This window comes from Nostocoides jenkinsii Ben 74 (genome assembly GCF_001046875.1).
Classification (GTDB): domain Bacteria; phylum Actinomycetota; class Actinomycetes; order Actinomycetales; family Dermatophilaceae; genus Nostocoides_A; species Nostocoides_A jenkinsii.
This window is the reverse complement of the sequence record NZ_HF571038.1, coordinates 2,048,077-2,069,000: the sequence shown is the minus strand read 5'-3', so window position 1 is coordinate 2,069,000 and position 20,924 is coordinate 2,048,077. Positions and strand designations below refer to the sequence as shown.

Sequence of the window (20,924 nt, the reverse complement as noted above, 5' to 3'; positions counted from 1 at the left end):
CCGCCACGACAATGCCGATCTGCGCGACACGTCGCCCACGACGCGGCCGGAACGGCTCGTCCGAGGGCGAGGTGGCGGGCGGCGGCGCGGTGGTCACAACCGACAGGCCGCGATGCTGGTGACGAGGATCGCCCGGGCGCCCAGCTCATAGAGCTGGTCCATCACGCGATTGGTCTGCGCGCGCGGCACCATGGAACGCACCGCGACCCAGTCGGGGTTTTGCAGTGACGACACGGTCGGCGACTCCAACCCCGGGGTCAGCGCACACGCCTGCTCCACCAGTGCCGCCGGGCAGTCGTAGTCCATCAAGACATAGTGCCGCGCGGTGACAACCCCGACCAGGCGCCGACGAACAGTTTCCACGGCAACAATCTCCTGAGTGCCGGGGCGCCGGATGAAGACCGCCTCGGATTTCAGGATGGGTTCCCCGAACGGGGCCAACCCCTGCGCGCGCAGGGTGGTCCCGGTTTCAACGACGTCGGCGATGACGTCGGCGACGCCGAGGGTGATCGCGGTCTCCACGGCACCGTCGAGGCGCACGACATCGGCCTGCACCCCGACCTGGGCCAGGTGCTTGCGCACTAACTCCGGGTAGGACGTCGCGACGCGGCGGGAGGAGATCGAGGGGATGTCCCCGATCTCGCCTGGGCGCGCGGCATACCGGAAGGTGGAGGCACCGAAGCCCAAGGGCATGACCTCCTCGGCGCCCGAGCCGGCGTCCAGGAGCAGGTCGCGGCCGGTGATGCCGGCGTCGACGGTCCCGGACCCGACGTAGACGGCGATATCGCGCGGGCGCAGGTAGAAGAACTCGACCCCGTTGTCGGGATCGGCGACCACGAGTTCCTTGGGATCGCGGCGGGTGCGGTAACCCGCCTCCCGGAGCATGTCGATGGCGGACTCCGAGAGCGAGCCCTTGTTGGGGACGGCCAGGCGCAGCATACGAAAGTCGTTCCTAGAGATAGCTGTAGACGTCGTCGGGAGTGAGCCCGGTGGCCAGCATGAGGACTTGCAGGTGATACAGGAGTTGGCTGATCTCCTCGGCCGTCTTGTCCTTGCCTTCGTATTCGGCGGCCATCCAGACCTCGGCCGCCTCTTCGACGATCTTCTTGCCGATCGTATGGACGCCCGCGTCCAGCGCCGCGACGGTCCCGGACCCGGCGGGCCGGGTGGCCGCCTTGTGCGCCAACTCGGCATACAGCTGATCGAAGCTCTTCACGTGCACCAAGAGTACGGGGGCGGGCCGAGCGGGCCCGCCCCCGTCCATGCCAGCGGCGACGCTTAGACGGTGACGCGGTCGTCGACGCGGTCCGGCGAGCTCGACGCCCGGCTGGCCTTGACCCACTGGCTGAAGCCGTAGAGGACGAAGATGCCGTAGAAGCTGTACATCACGGCTGTCGGGACGTAGTCCGTGGCGAAGCCGAGGGGCACGCCGACGAGGTCCACGCCGATCCAGGCCAGCCAGAACTCGTTCCAGCCGCGCGCCATCGCGAAGGTCGCGATGATCGAACCGACGAAGATCCAGGCGTCGCACCAGTAGAACCACCACTGCGGCTGCCAGTAGGGATTCGGTGCGGCATTCCACAGCGCGACGAAGATCTGGTGCACCAGGACGGTGCCGAGCAGCCAGAGCGCGACTATGGCATAGCGCTCTTTGATGGTCGCCCAGCGCGGCGTGATGGCCGGGGCGGCGTTGTCGACGCCGCGGCGCTTGCGGCTCTCGTTCCAGCGCCACCAGCCATAGATGCTCGTGACGATGAAGAAGACCTGCCGGCCCGCCTGCCCGAAGAGCGGAATGCGCTCGTCGGCGGCGAAGAGCGCGCCGAGGTAGACGAAGAACAGGATGATGTTGGCGCTGATCCCGACCGGCCAGGCCCAGACCCAGCGCTTCATCCCGAGGTATGCCGAGGCGAAGCCGATGAGGATGCCGATGACTTCGAGCCCGTGGACCGAATAGGAGCCGACGGGGATGGTCCAGTCGATCAGTCGCTGAAAGATGTTGCCGGTCGCGGCGTCCGCGGCGGCGAGAGTGGTGATCATTGGTGTTCGTCCTTGGGAGTTCGATTGAGCACGGACGAACTCCGGGGACATTGCACACCGGGCACCCGCGCGGTCCACGCGGACGTGGGCCACGGCATACCCGCCGTACGTGCTGCCTACCATCCGGACTTTCACCGTCGGTCCTGGAGTTTCACCAGGTCAACCGCTAACTGGCTGCCAGCGGGTCGTGGACTGTCACCACCGGTTCGGAATTACACCGACCCCGGAGCACGTGACCCCAGTATGCCGCAGCCTCCCCTGCCCACGCCTACCACCCCGCGTGGGCTCCCCCTTGCCGGATTCCCGCCCAATCCCATTACCCGGCGCTTTGGGAGACCTTCTGACAGCCAGAAGGCCTCCCAAAGCGCCGGATAGTCTCCCGAACCTGGGGCCCGGGCGAGGGCGGGCACGGACCCGGGCGCGCAGAATAGGCGTATGCCCGATCCCTACCTCGACGACCTCGCCGCCTTTGTCGTCGCCTCCCCGTCCTCGTTCCACGCGGCGGCCACCGTTGCCGCCCGACTGGACGAGGCCGGCTTCGTCGGTCACGACGAGCGCGACCCGATCGAGGGGACGCCGGGCGGGCACTACGTCGTGCGCGACGGCGCGATCGTGGCCTGGCGGGTGCCGTCGTCACCGGACCCGAGCGCCCTGGCGTTCCGGATGGTCGGCGCCCACACCGACTCACCGGGGCTCCGACTCAAACCGAGTCCGACCACGGGAGCGTTCGGCTACCAACAGGTCGCAGTCGAGGTGTATGGCGGTCCGCTCCCGAACCAGTGGCTCGACCGGGAACTCGGGATCGCCGGCCGCGTGGTCTCGACCGACGGGACGCCCCATCTGGTCGCGACTCCCCCGTGGCTTCGAGTCCCGCAGGTCGCGCCGCACCTCGACCGTGCTGGCGCCGAGACCCTCAAATTGGATCGCCAGGCGCACTTAAAGCCCCTATTCGCGGTTGGGCAACCCGAACTCGATCTCCTCGCGCTGATCGCCGACGAGGCGGGTCTCGAGCCGGAGGAGGTCGCGGGACATGACCTGATCTGCTTCCCCACCGAGGCGCCCACGATCTTCGGCGCGACAGGCGACTTCTTTGCCTCACCACGCCTGGACAACTTGTCGTCGATCCACGCCGGGATGACGGCACTGCTGGCGGCCGGGGATCCAGCCGAGGTCACGGTCCTGGCCTGCTTCGACCACGAAGAAGTCGGGTCGGCGTCACGCTCCGGCGCCGGCGGACCGTTGCTGGAGGACATCTTGACGCGCATCGCGCGGGGTATTGGTGCCGACGACGATGGGTTCCGACGCGCGCTGGCCCGCAGTTCGTGCATCTCCGCCGACGCGGGCCACGCGATCCACCCGAACTACGCGGGCTTGCACGATCCCGACCACCGCCCGGTTCTCGGCGGCGGACCGCTGCTGAAGCACAACGCCAACCTGCGCTACACCACCGACGGCGCGAGCACCGCCCTATGGTTGCGTGCCTGCGCCGAGGCCGGCGTGCCGACCCAACACTTCGTCTCCAACAACTCGGTGGCCTGCGGAAGCACCATCGGTCCGATGACGGCGGCTCGGCTCGGGGTGTTGATGTGCGATGTGGGCCTTCCGCTCCTGAGCATGCACTCCACTCGGGAAATGGCCGGCGCGGCCGACCCGGGACGCCTCGCAGCCGCCCTGACTGCCTACTACGCAGGCGCCTGAGCAATGCGTCTGGTTCTCATTCGCCACGGGCAGTCCGGCAACAACGTCATCTGGGAGCAAACCGGCTCGTCCGTCGGCCGCCACCCGGACACCCCTTTGACCGATCGCGGTCACGACCAGGCGCGCCGGCTGGCCGCCGCCATCGCCGATGGCGCCCTGCCGTGGCGGATCGACGCGATCTACACCAGCCTGATGACGCGGGCCGTTCAAACGGCCGCGCCCATCGCCAACGCGCTGGATCTGCCCCTACACCCGCTGGACATTTTCGAGACGTCCGGGCCGTTCGAGGAAGATGCGGAATCTGGCGACCGCTCCCCCTACCCCGGAGCCTCGCGCAGCGAACTCCTCGCGTTGTCCGAGCGCCTGCAGTTGGCTGACGATGTCGACGAGCAGGGGTGGTGGCGCGGTGAAGTAGAACTTCTCGACGCCGTTCTCGACCGGGCCAAGGCGGCCATTGCCGCTGTGCGCGAACGGCATCCGGCCGATGCGACGCTGGCATTGGTCACCCACGGCCACTTCACGCAATACCTGCTGATGGCGTTCCTGCGGATCGAGCGCATCGGCGGGTGGATCACCATCGACAACACCGCCGTGACCCTCTTGGAGGAGGATCCCCGCTGGCCGGACTCGCCGAACGCCGTGCGGATCAATTCGACGCCTCACTTGAGCGACGCCGAGCGGACCACCTGATCGCCGTCAGGCGACCACGATCCCGAAGGGTGCCAGCAACCCACCCGCCCCGGCGGCGTCGACGCGCAACCCCTTGACCTTGACCTCGCGTACGTCCAGCGCATAGCCCGTCGCCCCGACGAGGGACGCGTCGCGCAGGTCAGCGCCGGCGAAGGCCGCACCTGAGAGCTCGCTTCCAGCGAAATCCGTTCTGCGCAAGTCGCATTCGCCAAAGTCGACGTCGACCAGCCGACAGTCACGCCAGGTGGACTCGCTCAGCGCCAGTCCATGAAAGCTGGCGTAATCGAGCCGGCAGCCCTCGAAAGCGAAGGCCGAGGACAGCCCGCCCACATGCGCGAGCCCAAAGTTGACGCCCAGGAGGCGCGACTCCACAAAACGGCATTCCCGGAAGGTCGAATCCGTGACCGTGGCGCGCCCAAGATCAACCCCGACGAAGGTGCACTCGGTGAAGCTGCAGCCCAGCAGCCGCGCCTCGGCGAGCACATTGCCCTCGAAGGTGCACGCCTCGAACTCCACTCCGCGCACGACGGCGCCGATCCGCACGGAACCGACGAGCCGCTTCTCCAGGACGTATGCCGCACCGCCCGTCTCCTCGATCAGTTCCGTCATCCGGGGGTCGCCTTAGTGCCCGTGGCCGGCCACAAGGGCACGCAGCTGCGCGATATTCGCCGCCGCGGACTCGGCGTTGTAGACCGCCGATCCAGCGACGAAGACGTCCGCGCCGGCGTGAGCGCACTGCTCGATCGTGCGCGCCGAGACCCCGCCGTCGACCTGGATCCAGACTTCGCCGCCGAACCGGCGCACCGCCTCACGCACCTGCCGGACCTTGGGCATCTGATCGGCCATGAACGCCTGCCCCCCGAAGCCCGGTTCGACGGTCATCACCAGGACCATGTCGAGTTCGGGGAGCAGATCGGCATACGGCTCGAAGGCGGTGCCCGGCTTTATTGCCATCGCGGCGCGCGCGCCCGCCGCCCGCAGATTCCGCGCCAGCGCAACAGGATTCGCGGCTGCCTCGATATGGAAGGTCACCGAGGAAGCCCCCGCCTCGGCATACCTCGGCGCCCAGCGATCGGGATCTTCGATCATCAGGTGGGTGTCGATCGGGACCGGGCTGACCTGAGCCAGCCGCTCGACGACCGGCAGCCCGAGGGTGAGATTCGGCACGAAGTGCCCGTCCATGACATCGACATGCGCCCAGTCGGCGCTCGCGATCGCCGCCAATTCGGATTCGAGGTTGGCGAAGTCAGCGGACAGGATGCTCGGGGAAATCTGCACCGCGGAAGCCTATCGAGCGACGCACTCAGCCTTCGCGGCGCAGCAGCGCGAAGAACATCCCGTCCGTGCCGTGAATGTGCGGCCACAACTGGACACCGGGCCCGGGCCCCAAGTCCTCGGTCCACCCCGTCGTGACGTCGGCGACCGCCGCGCGCGCATCGATCTGCTGCACATTGGGGTGCTTCTTGAGCACGTCTGCGATCACGAAGGTCGTTTCGGCCAGGTGTGGGGAGCAGGTCGCATAGGCCAGGATCCCCCCGGGCGCGAGCGCCGGGAGGGCCCCGCCAAGGAGTTCTCGCTGGAGCGTCCCGAGTGCCGCGAGATCGGCGGTGGTGCGACGCCAGCGGGCCTCCGGGCGGCGCCGCAGCGCCCCCAACCCGGTGCAGGGCGCGTCCACCAAAATGCGGTCGTATGCCGCGGGCTCCTCCGCGCCGATGCGTCGGCCATCTCCGGTGCGCACCTCGATCCGGCTTGCGCTCCCCCGGGCGGCCTCGATCGCGGCAGCCAAGGTCTGCTCGACCAGGGTCGCGCGGTGCGGCGCCACCTCGTTGGCAACCAAATCCGCGTCATGGCGCACGGCCAGCGCCGCGAGCAGGCCGGCCTTGCCTCCCGGCCCGGCGCACAGATCGAGCCAGCGTTCCCGCCCGCCGGGTGCGTGGCCGGGCCCAGTGCGCGGAGTGGCAACCAGCGCCGCGGCCACGACCTGCGAGCCGGCGTCTTGAACGGCCGCTCGGCCATCGCGGATCGCGGCAATCGCGCCCGGGTCGCCATGATCAAGGACGACAGCCGTCGGGACGTGGGGGTGCGCGGCCGCCGTCGCGGCCGTGGACTCGACCGCCCGAACCAGCTCCTCGACTTCGATCAGCCCCGGGCGGGCCACCAGGTGCAGTTCGGGCGCCGCATTGTCGGCAGCGAGGAGGCGCTCCAGGTCTTCGTCGACGGTGCCCGCCGTGCTCGCGCCGTGCCCGATCAGCGCCTGCCGCAGCGCCTTGACGATCCACTCCGGGTGCGACTGCTCGACGGCAAGTCTTGCGGTGAGCGGTTCGGTGGGCACGACGCGGGCGAGCCAGGTCTCCCGATCCGCCTCGCTGATCCGCCGCATCACGGCGTTGACCAGCCCGGCCGCCCCAGCCCCATTGACCTGGCGAGCCAGCGCCACGGTCTCGTCAGCGGCGGCGTGGGCCGGCACCCGCATACCGAGAAGCTGGTGTGCCCCCAACCGCAGCGTGTCGAGGACGGCCTCGTCGAGGCGCTCGAGCGGGCGATCGGCAGCCAGCGCGATGACCGGGTCATAGAACCCGCAAAGGCGGCACGCGCCATACGTCAACTCGGTCGCGAAGGCCGCGTCCCGCCCGCGAAGGTGGCGCCGACGCAACTCCTTGGGGAGTTCGAGGTTGGCATAGCCCCCCGCCGCGACGCTGCGCAGGACGGTGTATGCCGCGAGGCGCGCCGCGTCCCCCGACCGCCCGCGCGCGCGGGGCGGGGTTGCCGAACGGGGTCGTGTGGGTCGCTGGCTCACGTCGCCTGAGGGTAGGCCCATCCCCGTGGCCCGCCAACTTGACCGACCGCCAACGTGACCGACCGCCAACGTGACCGACCGTCCAACTTGAGCACGCCTTACGGACTTGAGCACGCCTTGCAACGCGTGCTCAAGAACCTAAGGCGTGCTCAAGTTGGAGGTCAGGGCCGGAGGTGGTCGGCGACGGACCGTCGGCGTGTCGCCGAGCCACCTGCTCGCATACTCGGTATAGGGTGCGGACCATGAGCCAGAACCTTGGGGTAGGGCGATGACGAGCCAGCCGCTGCGAACGCGCCCGGTCCCGCCGCCGATGACCTTCGGCGCCCCGAAGCGGCAGCGCACCACTCGGCGCGGTCAGGGCATGGCTGCGCTCATCGGCGTGCCACTCCTGCTCTGCACCGGCCTCGGTGCGGTCGTGATCAACGGCTACCACGACGCCCTGGCGGCGCGCTCCTCCACGGACCAGTCGGCGGATGCTGCCGCCGGCACCACCGCGGCGGGCGCCCAGCCGGACGCCCCCAACACCCACGCCCCGACCGGTCCCGATGTTGGCATGGCGGGCCTCAACCCCGCCCTTACCCGCGCCATGACCCGTGCCCGGGAGGCCGCCACCCTCGACGGCGTCACCATCAATATCGTTTCGGGCCACCGCTCCCCCGCCGCCCAGCAGATCCTCTTCGAACAAGCCATCGCCAAGTACGGCTCCCCCGAAGCCGCCAGCCAATGGGTGCTCCCGCCGGACAAGTCCGAGCACGTCACGGGCGGCGCCGTGGACGTGGGCCCTTATGCCGCCGCCAAGTGGCTCAGCGCCAATGGCGTGAAATTCGGGCTCTGCCAGCGCTACGCCAACGAATATTGGCACTTCGAGGTCCTCGCCCCCGCGACGGGACAGAAGTGCCCGGCTTTGGAGGCCAACGCCGCCTCGGGCGACTGATCTCCACCCGGCGGCAGCGCTCAGGACCCGAGCCGCTCCCCACCCTCGATGCGTATGCCGCGGGCCCAGTCCGCGGCCAGCATCGGCTTCTTCCCCAACGCCTGGACCTGGCCCAGCACCAGCGGATCGGTCGCCGTGCCGACCTCGACGCGTGCCTTCGTCACGCGCAACTCCCCCGGGCTCAACCTCTCCCTCACGGCGTCGCCGAAACCCGTCGCCGGCCCGAGCTTCAACCGCTCCCCGCGGAAGGTCGTCCACGCCCCCGGTGCCGGCGTGCACCCGCGGATGCGACGATCGATCGCCATGGCGGGCAGCCGGAACTCAACCTCCGCGTCGGCGACCTCGAGCTTCGGCGCGAGGCTGACCCCGTCCGCCGGCTGCGGCACGGCGACCAGTTCTCCGCGGGCGATGCCGTCGATCGTCGCGACCAGTAAGCCCGCGCCTGCAAAGGCCAGCCGGTCGAGCACGTCCCCCGAGGTGTCGCGGGGCCGAACGGTTTCGGTCAACGCGCCATACACCGGTCCGGTGTCGAGCCCAGCCTCCAGCCGGAAGGTCGAGGCCCCGGTGATCTCGTCGCCGGCGATGATCGCGTGTTGCACCGGCGCGGCACCCCGCCAGGCCGGCAGGAGCGAGAAGTGGAGGTTGACCCAGCCATGGACCGGGATTTCCAGCGCGGCCGGCGGCACCAGGTTGCCGTAGGCGACCACCGGACACACCTCCGGGCGGGCCGCCGCCAACTGCTCCAGGAAGTCGGGATCCCGAAGGCGGGCGGGCGTCCATACGGGTATGCCGAGTTCCTCCGCGCGCCGCCGGACCGGCGACGGGGCCAGGCGACGCCCGCGTCCGGAGGGGGCGTCGGGGCGGGTGATCACCGCGACGATGTCGTGCTCGGACGCGGCGAGGGCGTCCAGCGAGGGAACGGCAGCCTCGGGCGTCCCGGCGAAGACAAGCCGCATCGTCACATCCCCAGCCCGAACGTCGAGTGCGGTGACAGCTTGACCTGCGGCGCAGGCTCGCCGAACCACTCCGCCTGCCGGATCGCCTTCATCGCCTCGCGGCGAGTGGCGGTGTCCAGTCGGTCGATGAAGATGATGCCGTCGAGGTGATCGGTCTCGTGCTGGATCGCCCGCGCGAGGAGTTCGCTGCCTTCGAGGAAGACCGGCTCGCCCCACATGTTTTGCCCGGTCGCGACGACGTTCAGCGCGCGTTTGGTGTCGAAGGCCAGCTCCGGCAGCGACAGGCATCCCTCCGGCCCGTCTTGCTCCTCGGCGCCGAGGCTGAGGATGGGGTTGATCAGGTGCCCCACGATCCCGTCGACGTGATAGGTGAACACCCGCAGGCTCACCCCGATCTGCGGCGCCGCCAATCCCGCGCCCGGCGCGTCGAGCATCGTGTCGGTGAGGTCCGCGACCAGGGTGCGCAACTCCTTGTCGAAGTCCACGACGTCCTCCGCCCTAGTGCGCAGCACAGGGTCGCCGAAGAGCCGGATGCGTTGCACAGACACCCCAGGATTCTAGAAGGAGCCTCACGGCCAGAACTCCGGGCCCGAGCTCCCCGCCCGAGCGCAGCACCGTTAGTCGAGGTCGGTCAGCCGCATCCGCACCCCTAACGCCGGTGTCTCTTTGCGAGCACTCCGCGCTGCCCGGGCGTCGCTCAGGGCCCGCGCGAGCCCGGCGCCCTCCGCAGCGTCGGCCTTGAACACCAGTCGATGAAGGTCGTCCTGTCCCACGGCGCTGGGCCCGATCGCACTTGGCCCGAACCGAGCCACGCTCGGTGGCACCTCCAGCGACTGCGCCACCTCCGCCAACACCGCCCGCGGCCCGCTCACCGCCGCCATGACGCTGACCGGAGGCAGTCGCAGCGCCTCGCGCTCGCGGAGTTCGCGCTCGGCCAACCACCGCGGATCCCACCGGACCAACGCCTCGACCGCCGGTATGGCGCTCTCCCCCGCCGCACCACACAGCACCACTACCCCCTCGCCCGACGTCCCGGCCGTTCCCCCGCCCGTCCTCCCGGCCGTGCCCCCGCCCGACTTCCCGGCCGTGCCCCCGCCAGTGGCCGGCCGCACCAGCGCAGCAGCCGCGAGCCAGCGCCGCAAGGCCTCCGGACCCGCGTCGAGCGAGGGCCGATCGAGCAGGGCCCAGGCGTCGAGGAGGAGGGCCGCGGCATACCCTCCCTCGGCGATGGGCTCCGCACCCGGGGTGGCGATGACCAGGGCCGGGCGCGGCCCGACACTGGCCTTCACCTCTCCGGCGCTCGAGCGGACGAGCGACACCCCGGGGAATGCCCGACCCAACTCCTCGGCCGTGCGGCGCGACCCGATCACCAGTGATCGCAGGCGCCGATCGCCGCACGCCGGACACGTCCACGCCGGCGCGGGTGAGGCACACCAGCGGCAAAGAGGGGGTTGTCCCGCGACAGGCTGCCCCAGCGGTCCCTCACACCGCTGGCATCGGGCGCGCGCCCGACAGTTCTGGCAGGCCAGCGCCGGGATATAGCCGCGCCGCGGCACCTGAACCAGCACGGGACCCGATGCCAAGGCGGCCGTCGCCGTGCGCCACGCCAAGGAGGGCAGACGAGCGCTGGCCGCGGCGCTGTCGCGCTCCTGCTCGCGGCCCTCGCCCGCGACGAGGATTCGCGGCATGGCGGCCCGCAGAAGCACCGGATCCGGGTCCACCGCCCGGGCAACGCCCTGCTCCACCAATTGCATCGACGCCACCGTGCGGCCGAAACCCCCGATCAGGACGGCCGCAGCCTCCCGTCGCCCTCTGATCAGGGCCAGCTCGCGGACGTGATGGTAAGGCGCGCGCGGCTCCTCGTGAAGGTCGTCGCCGTCGTCCCACACGGCCAACAGCCCCAGGCGCGGCATCGGCGCGAAGGCCGCCGACCGGGTGCCCGCGACTACCGACACCTGGCCGCGCAGCACCGTCAACCATGCTGTGTAGCGCGCCTGCGGGCCCTGCTCCGCCGTGAGCAGGACGTGTCGTCCTGGCCCCAACTCTGCGCGCAGCGCCTGATCCACTCGATCGAGGTCGCGCTGGTCGGGGACGATGACGATCGCCCCTCGACCGCCCGAGGCCGTGGCCGCGCAGGCCTGGGCCAGGGCCCGCGGCCAATCCACCTCCGGCCTCGTCGCCGCAGGTATGGCGCTCCACGCCGCCACCGGCGACCTCCCCTCCCGCAGGTGGCGCAGCAGCGCCGCCCCGGCCGGGTAGGGCTCCCATGCCGTCGCGTCCGGGGCTCGGGGGTCCAGATCTCGCGCCCCAGATGATGCCGCGGACAGCGCCGCCTCCGCGCGAGCGTGACGCGGTGGCACCGCCAGCCGCAGGACGTCGCCAACGGTCCCGGCATACGCCTGCGCGACCTCCCGGGCCAGCCCGAGAATCGCCGGCGTGAGGACCGGCTCGGACGAGACGACCGTGCGGATCGGGGTCAGCCGGCCCTCGTGCTCGGCGCCGCTGCGCCGCTCGATCACGAACCCCGGCACATCCCGCCCGGCGAACCGCACCTTCACGCGCACGCCCGGCTGCGCCGCCTCGGCCAGGGCGGCCGGAACGGCATACTCAAACGGCCGGTCCAGGTGGGGCAACCCCGAGTCGACGAGCACGACGGCGACCGGGTCGGTCACCGCCTGCGTCTCGTCCTTGGCCATGCAGCGAATCTAGCGGCCGCCTCCGACAACCCCCCGCCCGTGCCAGGTGGGCCGACTGCTCAGCCGGCGACGGCGCGCTGCAGCTCCTCGACGCGGTTCGTGCGCTCCCATGTGAAGGCGTTGTCCACACCGGGTGCCGACGTGCGCCCGAAGTGGCCATACGCCGCGGTGGGCAGATAAATCGGGCGCAACAGGTCGAGGTCGTCGATGATCGCGGCCGGCCGCAGGTCGAATACCGAGGCGATGGCCGCCTGAATCTTCTCGACCGGCGCAGTCTCGGTGCCGAACGTCTCCACATAGAGCCCCACCGGCTGGGCCTTGCCAATCGCATAGGCGACCTGCACCTCGCACCGGCGAGCCAGCCCCGCGGCGACGACATTCTTGGCCACCCAACGCGTGGCGTAGGCCGCGGACCGGTCGACCTTCGAGGGGTCCTTGCCCGAGAAGGCCCCGCCGCCGTGGCGCGCCATCCCGCCGTAGGTGTCGACGATGATCTTGCGACCCGTTAGACCCGCGTCCCCCATCGGGCCACCGATCACGAACTTCCCCGTGGGATTGATCAGGCTGCGGTATGCCGCGGTGTCGAGTTCCGTCCCGGCCCCCGCCAACTCGGCCAATACGGGTGCGATGACGTGCTGCTCGATGTCCGGCGCGAGCTCATCGGACAGCGAGATCCCGTCAGCGTGCTGCGTCGAGACCACAACCGTGTCCAGGCGGACCGCGCGGTCACCGACATATTCGATCGTCACCTGGGTCTTGCCATCCGGCCGCAGATAATCGACGGTCCCGTCCTTGCGCACCGCGGTCAGCCGCTCGGCGAGCCGGTGCGCCAAGAAGATCGGCAACGGCATCAACTCGGCAGTGTCGTCGCAGGCGTAGCCGAACATCAGCCCCTGGTCGCCGGCCCCCTGCTTGTCGAGGGCGTCGACGGTGCCGGTGCGCGCCTCATACGCATCATCGACGCCCTGGGCGATGTCCGGGCTCTGCTGCCCGATGGAGACCGAGACGCCGCACGAGTTGCCGTCGAAGCCCTTGGTCGAGGAGTCGTAGCCGATCGCCGTGACCCGCTCGCGCACGATGCGCGGGATCTCGGCGTAGCCCTCCGTGGACACCTCGCCCGCGACGTGGACCAGGCCCGTCGTCACCATCGTCTCGACAGCGACCCGACTGCGCGGGTCCTCGGCCAACAAGGCGTCGAGGATCGAGTCGGAGATCTGGTCGCAGATCTTGTCCGGGTGGCCTTCGGTGACCGATTCGGACGTGAACAGGCGGGCAGCAGACACCCTGGCTCCTTCAAGCGGCATGTATGAGGAAGGTCGGGCGCCGACCAGGCGACTCCCCCGACCTGGTGGCGATTCTATGTCGCCAGTGATCCGAGCCGAACGTCGCGCGCCGCGTCCAAGATCGCGTCCGCGATTACGGCCTTGCTCGCCGGCCCGGCCTGGATCCCCGGCTGACCGTCGCGGCGCAGGATGTGGACGGTGTTGTCGTCGAGCCCGAAGGTCTTGTCGACCCCGACTTCGTTGACAACCAACAAATCACAGCCCTTGCGCGCGAGCTTCTCCGCGCCCAACGCCAGCACCGAGCGCCCCGGCTCCCCGGTCTCGGCCGCGAACCCCACGATCACCGGCGTGCTCGCGTCACCCCGCTCGGCCACCAGCCCGGCCAGGATGTCGGGATTGCGCACGAGTTCGATCACCGGTGCCGCCTCGGGGTCGGCCGGGTCGTGAGTCTTCTTGATCTTGCTCTCGACGTATGCCGCGGGGCGGAAGTCCGCCACGGCAGCCGCCATCACCACCACATCGGCCCAGCCGAGGTCGGCCCGGACGGACGCCTGCATCTCCAGCGCGGTGCCGACCGCGGTGACCTCCACCCCGGCCGGGGCCGGGAGAGCCACATTGGCGCTCACCACGCGGACGTGGGCACCGCGCGCCGCCGCCCGCGCGGCCACGGCGTACCCCTGCTTGCCCGAACTCCGGTTGCCCAGGAAGCGCACGGGGTCGAGTGGCTCCCGTGTGCCGCCGGCGGTGATGAGGACCCGGACGCCGGCGTAATCGCCGCGATCCGAAGCGACGGCTGTCGCGGGAGCCGCGGACTTCGCGAGCAGGTGCTCGCAGATTGCAAAGATCGCCTCGGGGTCGGGGAGCCGTCCCCGGCCTGCGTCGGCGCCCGTCAGGCGTCCCGATGCCGGGGGTATGACGTGTGCTCCCCGCTCGATCAGCGTCGAGACATTGGCCTGGGTCGCCGGGTGATCCCACATCTCGGTGTGCATCGCCGGCGCGAACACCACCGGGCAGCGGGCCGTCAGCAGGACATTGGTCAACAGGTCGCCCGCGAGTCCTGCGGCGGCGCGCGCTAACAGATCGGCCGTGGCCGGGGCCACGACGACCAGGTCGGCGTTTTGGCCGAGGCGGACGTGGGCCACCTGCTCGACCGCGCTCCATACGTCCGTATGAACGGGCTTCGCGGAGAGCGCGGCCCACGTCGGCTCACCGACGAAGCGCAGCGCGGCCTCGGTGGGAACGACGGTGACGTCGTGGCCGCTCTCGGTGAACAGGCGCAACAGCAGCGCTGCTTTATAGGCGGCGATCCCGCCACCGACGCCGAGGACGACCTTCACCGGACGTCGCTGCCGATCAGGCGTTGACCGGGGTGTCGGTCGCCTCGGCCACCAGCAGGTTGTCGTTGATCTCGCGCAGCGCGATCGACAACGGCTTCTCGTGCATCTGGGAGTCGACGAGCGGGCCGACGTACTCCAGCAGGCCTTCCTGCAGCTGCGAGTAGTAGGCGTTGATCTGCCGAGCACGCTTCGCGGCGTAGATGACCAGGGCGTACTTGCTGTTGGCGTGCGTCAGCAGGTCGTCGATAGGCGGGGTAGTGATGCCGATGGGGCTGGGCGCAGTTCCGGACACGTCGTCAGGGCTCGTTTCGCGAGGAGACAGAGGGTGAACCCATCAATGATACGAGGTCGGCGGCCACGCGCTTGACATTGTCATTGGTGAGCACGACATCGAACTCCTCGGCAGCGGCCAATTCCGCTCTCGCCGTAGTCAGTCGGATCTCGCGTTCCTCCGCGGACTCGGTGCCGCGCCCGATCAGTCGCCGGACGAGTTCGTCCCACGAGGGCGGGGCGAGAAAGACGAAAAGCGCCTCCGGCATGGAGGCGCGCACCTGACGGGCACCCTGCAGATCAATCTCCAGCAGGGGCCACTGACCGGCGGCGATGGCCTTCTCGACGGGCACGCGCGGGGTGCCGTACTTGGCCCGCCCATGCACCACCGCCCACTCCAACAACTCACCGTCCCGAGCCATCCGCTCGAAGGTCTCGTCGTCGACGAAGTGGTAGTGCAGGCCATCGATCTCGCCGGGGCGAGGGGGGCGCGTGGTCGCCGACACGGAGATCCACACCTGCGGGTACTCAGCCCGGATATGCTCCGCGACGGTGCCCTTGCCGACCGCGGTGGGGCCGGCAAGGACGACCAGGCGCCCCTGACTCACGCCTGACTCACGCGGTGTCGAAGCGGGCGATCAGGGCCGCTGCCTGGTTGGCGCCGAGACCGCGCACGCGGCGCGTCGGGGAGATGCCGAGTTCCTCGATGATGGCGGCGGCGCGCACCCGACCGACGCCGGGGAGGGACTCCAGCAACGCCGAGACGCGCATCTTGCCGATGATCTCGTTGGTCCGCCCTTCGGCGATGACCTCCGCGACCGATCCGCTGGCGTGCTTCAGCCGGTTCTTGACGGCCGCGCGCTCGCGGCGGGCAGCGGCAGCCTTCTCCAGTGCTGCGCTGCGTTGCTCAGGGGTGAGCGGGGGGAGCGCCACGCTCGGCTCCTTCCAAAGGGGGATATGTGGACGCTCATCCTAGGGCAGGCGCAGCGCCCGGTCTTACTCTCCTGGCCAGGCGCCGTATGCCGCGGCGCGCAGGTCCCTCAAATCGGGTCCGGCGCCGAGGACTTCCCGGCTGGAACTCGGCAGCACCGCCGGGAGGGCGGCCCCGAAAAGCCGTCGGATCGCCGCCGCGTCCGCCCCCTGAGCACCGAAGCCCGGGGCCAGCAGGGGCCCGTTGACGGTAGTCAGGTCGATGCCCAAGTCCGTTGCCGCAGAACCGATTGTCGCCCCCACCACGAGCCCGACGTGGCCCAGGTGACCTTCGCTCAACGCGGCCGCATTAGCTTCCCGCGCCCCCGCCACGACGGCGCCAGCAACGCTCCCCTGATCGTCGCGGGCATGTTGGACCTGCGCCCCCTCGGGGTTGGAGGTCAGCGCGAGGACGAAGACACCGCGCCCGGTCTGCCCGGCCAGGGCGATGGCCGGGGCCAAGGACCCGAACCCCAGATAGGGGCTCACCGTGATGGCGTCGGCGGCCAACGGCGATCCGTCGGCCAGATAGGCCCGCGCGTAGCCCGCCATCGTCGAGCCGATATCTCCGCGCTTGACGTCGAGCAAGGTCAAGGTCCCCGACACGCGGAAGGCGGCCAGCGTCTCTTCCAGCACCTGTATGCCCGCGCTGCCGTACTCCTCGAAGAAGGCCGACTGCGGCTTCACCAGCGCCACGTGCCCCGCGAACGCCTCCACACACGTGCGGGCGAACCGGCGCAACCCATCGGGGTCGACCGGTAGGCCCCACGCCCGCAACAACTCCGGATGCGGGTCGATCCCGACACACAAGGGTCCCAGGGTGGCGGTGGCCTCGGCCAGGCGCACCCCGAACGGTGCTCGCTGCATCATTCTTCTCCTCATCCGTGGGCGGCGCCCACCAAGTCACCGAGCCGGGAGATCCCGCGCTCCGCCAACAACGCGGCCAATTCGGTCAGCACGGTGCGCGGCGCCCGCGGATCGTGGAAGGTTGCCGTGCCGACCTGGACCCCCGAGGCCCCCGCCGCGATGAGTTCGAGGGCATCGGCGCCGCAGCGGACACCGCCGACCCCGATGATCGGCGCGGTCGGGATCGTCCCGGCTCGCATGGCCGCCGTGACCTGCCAGATCGCCCGCACGGCCACCGGCCGAATGGCCGGCCCGGACAGCCCACCGGTGACCCCGAAAAGGTGGGGCCGCATGCGGTCGAGGTCGATCGCCATACCAAGAATGGTGTTGATCATGGTGAGGCCATCGGCGCCGGCGTCGAGCGCGGCCCGCGCGATCGGGACGAGGTCGGTCACATCCGGGGAGAGCTTGGCAAAGAGGGGCAGGTCGGCCGGCACCACCGCGCGCACGCCGCTGAGCACCTCCGCGGAGCTGGCCGGATCGCAGGCAAAGACCAAGCCCCGGTTGGCCACATTGGGGCAGGAGATGTTGACTTCGAGCCCAACGATGGCCGATCGATCCGGGCAGGTCGCCAGCACCTGAGCCACGTGGGCGAACTCGGCGGCTTCGACGCCGGCAATCGACACCAGGACCCGAGCGCCCACGCTCGCGAGCCACGGCAGGTCGTGGGAGACGAAGGCGTCGATGCCCGGACCCTGCAGGCCGATGGAGTTGAGCATTCCGCTCGGTGTCTCGGCCATCCGCGGGGTGCCGCGTCCGGACTGCGGGGTCGCCTTCACCGACTTTGTCACGAACGCGCCGATCTCGGCGACGTCGAAGAACCGATGCAGCTCGGGACCGTTCGCGGCGCACCCCGAGGCGGTCATGATCGGGTTCGGCAGGCTCATCCCGGCCAGGTCGACGCTCAGGTCGACTCCGTCCAGTTCGTATGCCGCGCCGCTCACCGCCCGCTCCTTCCGACCGGGGCGCTCGGCGCCCCGACCGCATCGTCCGGGACGGCGACCCGACCGTCGGCGGCCGCCTCCCAGCGCAGGGCGCGGGCATCGAAGACGGGGCCATCCAGGCAGGTTCGGGTCATCCGGGTGGCGCCGTCGTGGCCACGGATCGGGAGCACACACGTCATACAGACGCCGACGCCACAGGCCATGGCCTCTTCGACGGCGACCTGGGCGACCGCCCCCGCCTCGATCGCCAACTCCCCGACAGCGCGGAGCATCCCCATCGGCCCACAGGCATAGACCGCACCAATGTTGTTGTCGCGCAACAGCTGACGCAGGGGGTCCGTCACGAGGCCGACCGCTCCCGCGGACCCGTCGACGGTCACGACGTGGACTGAGTCGGCGACCGCGCCGGCCTCGGCGGCGCCGAACAGGCGATCCCGGGTCGCCGCACCGAGAATCATGTGAACTCGGGACCCCATCGCCCTCAGGTGCTCGGCCAACCAGGGCAGCGGGGCACTGCCGTAGCCGCCGCCGATGAGGACGCACTCCCCCGGCGCCGCCGGGAGCGAGAAGCCGTTGCCTAGGGGGGCCAACACACCGACCCGATCCCCTGGCGTGCGCTGCGTCAGCCAGTGCGTGCCGGGACCGGCGTCCGCGACCACGATCTCAAGCCGATCGCCGGCTGGGTCGCTCCCGGCCGCGACGCGATGGATGGAGAAGGACCGCCGCAGCAGCAGCCCGCTGGTCTCACCGCCCACGGTGAGCGCCGCGAACTGCCCCGGACGGGCCGTGGCCGCCACCCCCGGCACGGCGAGGGTCAGCCGGCGATACGCGCCGACCGGCTCGTTGCCGAGGACGTCAGCCTCGACCGCGACAACAGGGTGGTGATCACCAGTGCTCACGCCGAACCCCGGTCATACAGATCCAGCGCCGCCGCGAGTTCCTGCAGGCTCGCGACGCGCAACTCGTTGTTGATCGCGGACTCGATCCCCTGCACCGCGGCGCCGAGAGACTGCACCGTGGTGATGATGGGCTTGTCCATCGCCGTGATCGCCTCGCGGATCCGATAACCGTCCGCGCGTGCATCCGGCCCGGATGGCGTGTTGACCACCATGTCGATCCGACCGGCGAGAATCTGGTCGACGATGCTCTCCTCGCCTTCGTCGCGCTCGCTGACCTTCTTGACCACCTCAGCCTGGATACCGTTGCGGCGCAACACCTCCGCGGTCCCGGTGGTGGCGACGAGGGTGAAGCCCAGGTCCCGCAGCCGCATCACCGGGAAGACCATCGCGCGCTTGTCCCGATTGGCCATCGACACGAAAACCCTGCCCGAGGTCGGGAGCCCGCCGACGGCGGCAAGCTGGCTCTTGGCGAAGGCCGAGCCGAAGTCGCGGTCGATCCCCATCACCTCACCCGTCGAGCGCATCTCCGGTCCGAGCAACGAGTCCACGACCATGCCGTCGTTGGTGCGGAACCGCTTGAACGGCATCACCGCCTCTTTGACGGACATGTGCGAGCGCGCCGGGAGGTTGCCGCCGTCGCCGGTCGGCGGCAGCAGCCCCTCCTCCCGCAACTGCGCGATGCTCGCCCCGAGCATCACGCGCGCGGCAGCCTTTGCCAGCGGCACCCCGGTCGCCTTGGCGACGAAGGGGACCGTGCGTGAGGCGCGCGGATTCGCCTCTAGGACATAGAGAACGTCGTGCGCCAGCGCGAACTGGACATTCATCAGGCCGCGCACGCCGATCCCCTCGGCCAGCGCCAGGCTCGACCGGCGGACCCGCGCCAACTCCTGCGCACCCAACGTGGCCGGCGGCAGCGTGCAAGCGGAGTCGCCGGAATGAACCCCGGCCTCCTCGATGTGCTCCATGATCCCCCCGATGAACATCTCCTCGCCGTCATAGATGACGTCCACGTCGATCTCGATCGCGTCGTCGAGGAAGCGATCGATCAGGATCGGATGCTCCGGGGAGGCGTATGCCGCGCGGGTGACGTACTCCGAGAGGGTCTCGTCGTCATACACGATCTCCATCCCGCGCCCACCGAGGACGTAGGAGGGACGCACGAGCACGGGGTAGCCGATCTCGGCCGCGATCTCTACGGCCTCGGTCGCGCTGAAGGCCGTGCCGTGCTTGGGGGCCGGGAGCGCGCCGGCGGCGAGCACCCGCCCGAACGCGGCGCGGTCCTCGGCGAGATGGATCGCCTCGGGCGAGGTCCCCACGATGGGCACGCCCTCCTCTTTCAGGGCCTTGGCGAGACCGAGGGGGGTTTGGCCGCCGAACTGCACGATCACCCCGGCGATCGGTCCGGCAACGCTCTCGGCGTGCACGACTTCGAGCACGTCCTCGAGGGTGAGGGGCTCGAAGTAAAGGCGCGACGACGTGTCGTAGTCGGTGGAGACGGTCTCGGGATTGCAATTGACCATGACCGTGTCGTAGTCGTCACGCAACGCGAAGCTTGCGTGCACGCAGGAGTAGTCGAACTCGACGCCCTGCCCGATCCGGTTGGGGCCCGAGCCGAGGATGATGACGGCCGGCCGCTCCCGGGGAGCAACCTCGGTTTCTTGGTCGTATGCCGAGTAGTAGTACGGCGTCTCGGCCGCGAACTCGGCGGCGCAGGTGTCGACCGTCTTGAAGACCGGCCGGATGCCGAGCGCATGCCGCACCCCCCGGATGACCGCCTCCGGGGTCGAGCGCAGTTGAGCGAGTTGGGCATCGGAGAAGCCGTGCCGCTTGGCCTGGCGCAGGAGTTCCGGGGACAGCCGCTCGGCGGTGCGCACACGCTCGGCAAGGTCGTTGATCAGGACGATCTGGTCGAGGAACCACGGGTCGATCCGGGTGATCTCGTGGACGCGCTCCACGCTCACCGACCGCAGTGCCTGCTGCACCTCCACGATCCGGCCGTCCGTCGGAATCCCGATGCGGGACAACAGGATGTCGAGTTCGTCTCCCGTCGGCGCCTCCCCGGCCCAGTGGAACGACGACCCGGACTTCTCTAGCGATCGGAGCGCCTTCTGGAGTGCTTCGGTGAAGCACCGCCCGATCGACATGGCCTCCCCGACCGACTTCATGGTGGTCGTGAGCGTCGTATCCGCCGCCGGGAACTTCTCGAACGCAAACCGCGGCACCTTCACGACGATGTAGTCCAGCGTCGGCTCGAAGGCTGCGGAGTACCAGGCACGATCGCGAAGCGCCGGACGATCGCGAGCGGAGCGAGCCTGATCGTCCGGAACATCAGGGTCTGCGAGCGAAGCGAGCGCCTCGCCTTGGGGGGCATCCGGGGGGCGAAGCCCCGGACGATCGCGAGCGGAGCGAGCCTGATCATCCGGAACATCAGGGTCTGCGAGCGAAGCGAGCGCCTCGCTGTGGGGGGCATCCGGGGGGCGAAGCCCCGGACGATCGCGAGCGGAGCGA

Annotated in this window: 20 protein-coding genes, 1 pseudogene and 1 riboswitch; of the genes and pseudogenes, 3 read left to right on the top strand and 18 right to left on the bottom strand. The window is 70.0% G+C overall.

Annotated features, from left to right (window positions below):
- Positions 1-93: 93 nt before the first annotated feature.
- From hisG to BN13_RS09700, 3 genes are all read right to left on the bottom strand, one after another.
- Entirely contained in the window at positions 94-939 is an 846-nt protein-coding gene (hisG, locus tag BN13_RS09710; RefSeq protein ID WP_048546386.1) for an ATP phosphoribosyltransferase, read from the bottom strand.
- A gap of 13 nt (positions 940-952) precedes the next feature.
- Complete coding sequence (locus BN13_RS09705) at positions 953-1,216, bottom strand: phosphoribosyl-ATP diphosphatase (RefSeq protein ID WP_048549049.1); 264 nt, start codon at positions 1,214-1,216, stop codon at positions 953-955.
- Positions 1,217-1,278: 62 nt separating this feature from the next.
- Positions 1,279-2,037, bottom strand: a complete 759-nt coding sequence (locus BN13_RS09700; RefSeq protein ID WP_048546385.1) for a nicotinamide mononucleotide transporter family protein — start codon at positions 2,035-2,037, stop codon at positions 1,279-1,281.
- A gap of 105 nt (positions 2,038-2,142) precedes the next feature.
- Positions 2,143-2,273, bottom strand: a riboswitch (FMN riboswitch).
- A gap of 199 nt (positions 2,274-2,472) precedes the next feature.
- Between BN13_RS09700 and BN13_RS09695 the strand changes: the two genes are divergently transcribed.
- Both BN13_RS09695 and BN13_RS09690 read left to right on the top strand, forming a co-directional pair.
- Complete coding sequence (locus BN13_RS09695) at positions 2,473-3,735, top strand: M18 family aminopeptidase (RefSeq protein ID WP_048546383.1); 1,263 nt, start codon at positions 2,473-2,475, stop codon at positions 3,733-3,735.
- A 3-nt stretch (positions 3,736-3,738) separates the two neighbouring features.
- Positions 3,739-4,425, top strand: a complete 687-nt coding sequence (locus BN13_RS09690) for a histidine phosphatase family protein (RefSeq protein WP_048546382.1) — start codon at positions 3,739-3,741, stop codon at positions 4,423-4,425.
- 6 nt (positions 4,426-4,431) lie between these two features.
- Here BN13_RS09690 and BN13_RS09685 read toward each other — a convergent pair whose 3' ends face one another.
- From BN13_RS09685 to BN13_RS09675, 3 genes are read right to left on the bottom strand one after another with little or no spacing between them, the layout of a single operon-like run.
- Positions 4,432-5,034, bottom strand: a complete 603-nt coding sequence (locus BN13_RS09685) for a pentapeptide repeat-containing protein (protein ID WP_048546380.1) — start codon at positions 5,032-5,034, stop codon at positions 4,432-4,434.
- Positions 5,035-5,046: 12 nt separating this feature from the next.
- Complete coding sequence (rpe, locus tag BN13_RS09680; RefSeq protein WP_048546376.1) at positions 5,047-5,703, bottom strand: ribulose-phosphate 3-epimerase; 657 nt, start codon at positions 5,701-5,703, stop codon at positions 5,047-5,049.
- Positions 5,704-5,728: 25 nt separating this feature from the next.
- Complete coding sequence (locus tag BN13_RS09675) at positions 5,729-7,243, bottom strand: RsmB/NOP family class I SAM-dependent RNA methyltransferase (RefSeq protein WP_048546374.1); 1,515 nt, start codon at positions 7,241-7,243, stop codon at positions 5,729-5,731.
- 247 nt (positions 7,244-7,490) lie between these two features.
- Here BN13_RS09675 and BN13_RS09670 point away from each other — a divergent pair, with 247 nt between their 5' ends.
- Positions 7,491-8,156: a M15 family metallopeptidase gene (locus BN13_RS09670; protein ID WP_201329073.1), complete on the top strand. Its 666-nt coding sequence runs from the start codon at positions 7,491-7,493 to the stop codon at positions 8,154-8,156.
- Between the two features lie 20 nt (positions 8,157-8,176).
- On the opposite strand, the gene fmt is transcribed toward BN13_RS09670, so the two are convergent.
- From fmt to carB, 12 genes and pseudogenes are all read right to left on the bottom strand, one after another.
- On the bottom strand, positions 8,177-9,112 hold the full coding sequence (gene fmt, locus BN13_RS09665) for a methionyl-tRNA formyltransferase (protein ID WP_048546372.1): 936 nt from the start codon (positions 9,110-9,112) through the stop codon (positions 8,177-8,179).
- A gap of 2 nt (positions 9,113-9,114) precedes the next feature.
- Entirely contained in the window at positions 9,115-9,660 is a 546-nt protein-coding gene (gene def, locus BN13_RS09660) for a peptide deformylase (RefSeq protein WP_048546370.1), read from the bottom strand.
- 69 nt (positions 9,661-9,729) lie between these two features.
- Positions 9,730-11,808, bottom strand: a complete 2,079-nt coding sequence (locus BN13_RS20600; RefSeq protein WP_048546367.1) for a primosomal protein N' family DNA-binding protein — start codon at positions 11,806-11,808, stop codon at positions 9,730-9,732.
- Between the two features lie 59 nt (positions 11,809-11,867).
- Complete coding sequence (gene metK / locus BN13_RS09650) at positions 11,868-13,091, bottom strand: methionine adenosyltransferase (protein ID WP_235434006.1); 1,224 nt, start codon at positions 13,089-13,091, stop codon at positions 11,868-11,870.
- A 74-nt stretch (positions 13,092-13,165) separates the two neighbouring features.
- Complete coding sequence (gene coaBC / locus BN13_RS09645) at positions 13,166-14,428, bottom strand: bifunctional phosphopantothenoylcysteine decarboxylase/phosphopantothenate--cysteine ligase CoaBC (RefSeq protein WP_048546364.1); 1,263 nt, start codon at positions 14,426-14,428, stop codon at positions 13,166-13,168.
- Positions 14,429-14,444: 16 nt separating this feature from the next.
- Positions 14,445-14,720 (bottom strand): DNA-directed RNA polymerase subunit omega, encoded by a 276-nt coding sequence (gene rpoZ, locus BN13_RS09640; RefSeq protein WP_048546363.1) that lies wholly within the window; start codon positions 14,718-14,720, stop codon positions 14,445-14,447.
- A gap of 4 nt (positions 14,721-14,724) precedes the next feature.
- Positions 14,725-15,306, bottom strand: coding sequence for a guanylate kinase (gene gmk, locus BN13_RS09635; RefSeq protein ID WP_048546361.1), 582 nt, complete (start codon positions 15,304-15,306; stop codon positions 14,725-14,727).
- Positions 15,307-15,313: 7 nt separating this feature from the next.
- Positions 15,314-15,631, bottom strand: a complete 318-nt coding sequence (mihF, locus tag BN13_RS09630) for an integration host factor, actinobacterial type (RefSeq protein ID WP_048546359.1) — start codon at positions 15,629-15,631, stop codon at positions 15,314-15,316.
- Between the two features lie 63 nt (positions 15,632-15,694).
- The gene (pyrF, locus tag BN13_RS09625; RefSeq protein ID WP_201329072.1) at positions 15,695-16,534 is read right to left on the bottom strand and encodes an orotidine-5'-phosphate decarboxylase; all 840 of its coding nucleotides are present in this window, start codon (positions 16,532-16,534) and stop codon (positions 15,695-15,697) included.
- A gap of 11 nt (positions 16,535-16,545) precedes the next feature.
- On the bottom strand, positions 16,546-17,517 hold the full coding sequence (locus tag BN13_RS09620) for a dihydroorotate dehydrogenase (RefSeq protein WP_268806958.1): 972 nt from the start codon (positions 17,515-17,517) through the stop codon (positions 16,546-16,548).
- Positions 17,514-18,416, bottom strand: a complete 903-nt coding sequence (locus BN13_RS09615; RefSeq protein WP_048546355.1) for a dihydroorotate dehydrogenase electron transfer subunit — start codon at positions 18,414-18,416, stop codon at positions 17,514-17,516. Before BN13_RS09615 ends, BN13_RS09620 begins: the two co-directional genes overlap by 4 nt.
- Positions 18,413-20,677, bottom strand: a pseudogene (gene carB / locus BN13_RS09610) (carbamoyl-phosphate synthase large subunit); the annotation flags it as partial. The gene BN13_RS09615 and the pseudogene carB, both read right to left, overlap by 4 nt.
- Between the last annotated feature and the right edge of the window lie 247 nt (positions 20,678-20,924).

Coding starts and splice junctions, on each gene's coding strand:
- BN13_RS09685 (WP_048546380.1), bottom strand. CDS start 5,034: ATGACGGAACTGATCGAGGAGACGGGCGGTGCGGCATACGTCCTGGAG.
- BN13_RS09690 (WP_048546382.1), top strand. CDS start 3,739: ATGCGTCTGGTTCTCATTCGCCACGGGCAGTCCGGCAACAACGTCATC.
- hisG (WP_048546386.1), bottom strand. CDS start 939: ATGCTGCGCCTGGCCGTCCCCAACAAGGGCTCGCTCTCGGAGTCCGCC.
- BN13_RS09700 (WP_048546385.1), bottom strand. CDS start 2,037: ATGATCACCACTCTCGCCGCCGCGGACGCCGCGACCGGCAACATCTTT.
- BN13_RS20600 (WP_048546367.1), bottom strand. CDS start 11,808: ATGGCCAAGGACGAGACGCAGGCGGTGACCGACCCGGTCGCCGTCGTG.
- fmt (WP_048546372.1), bottom strand. CDS start 9,112: ATGCGGCTTGTCTTCGCCGGGACGCCCGAGGCTGCCGTTCCCTCGCTG.
- BN13_RS09675 (WP_048546374.1), bottom strand. CDS start 7,243: ATGGGCCTACCCTCAGGCGACGTGAGCCAGCGACCCACACGACCCCGT.
- pyrF (WP_201329072.1), bottom strand. CDS start 16,534: ATGCAGCGAGCACCGTTCGGGGTGCGCCTGGCCGAGGCCACCGCCACC.
- BN13_RS09695 (WP_048546383.1), top strand. CDS start 2,473: ATGCCCGATCCCTACCTCGACGACCTCGCCGCCTTTGTCGTCGCCTCC.
- BN13_RS09670 (WP_201329073.1), top strand. CDS start 7,491: ATGACGAGCCAGCCGCTGCGAACGCGCCCGGTCCCGCCGCCGATGACC.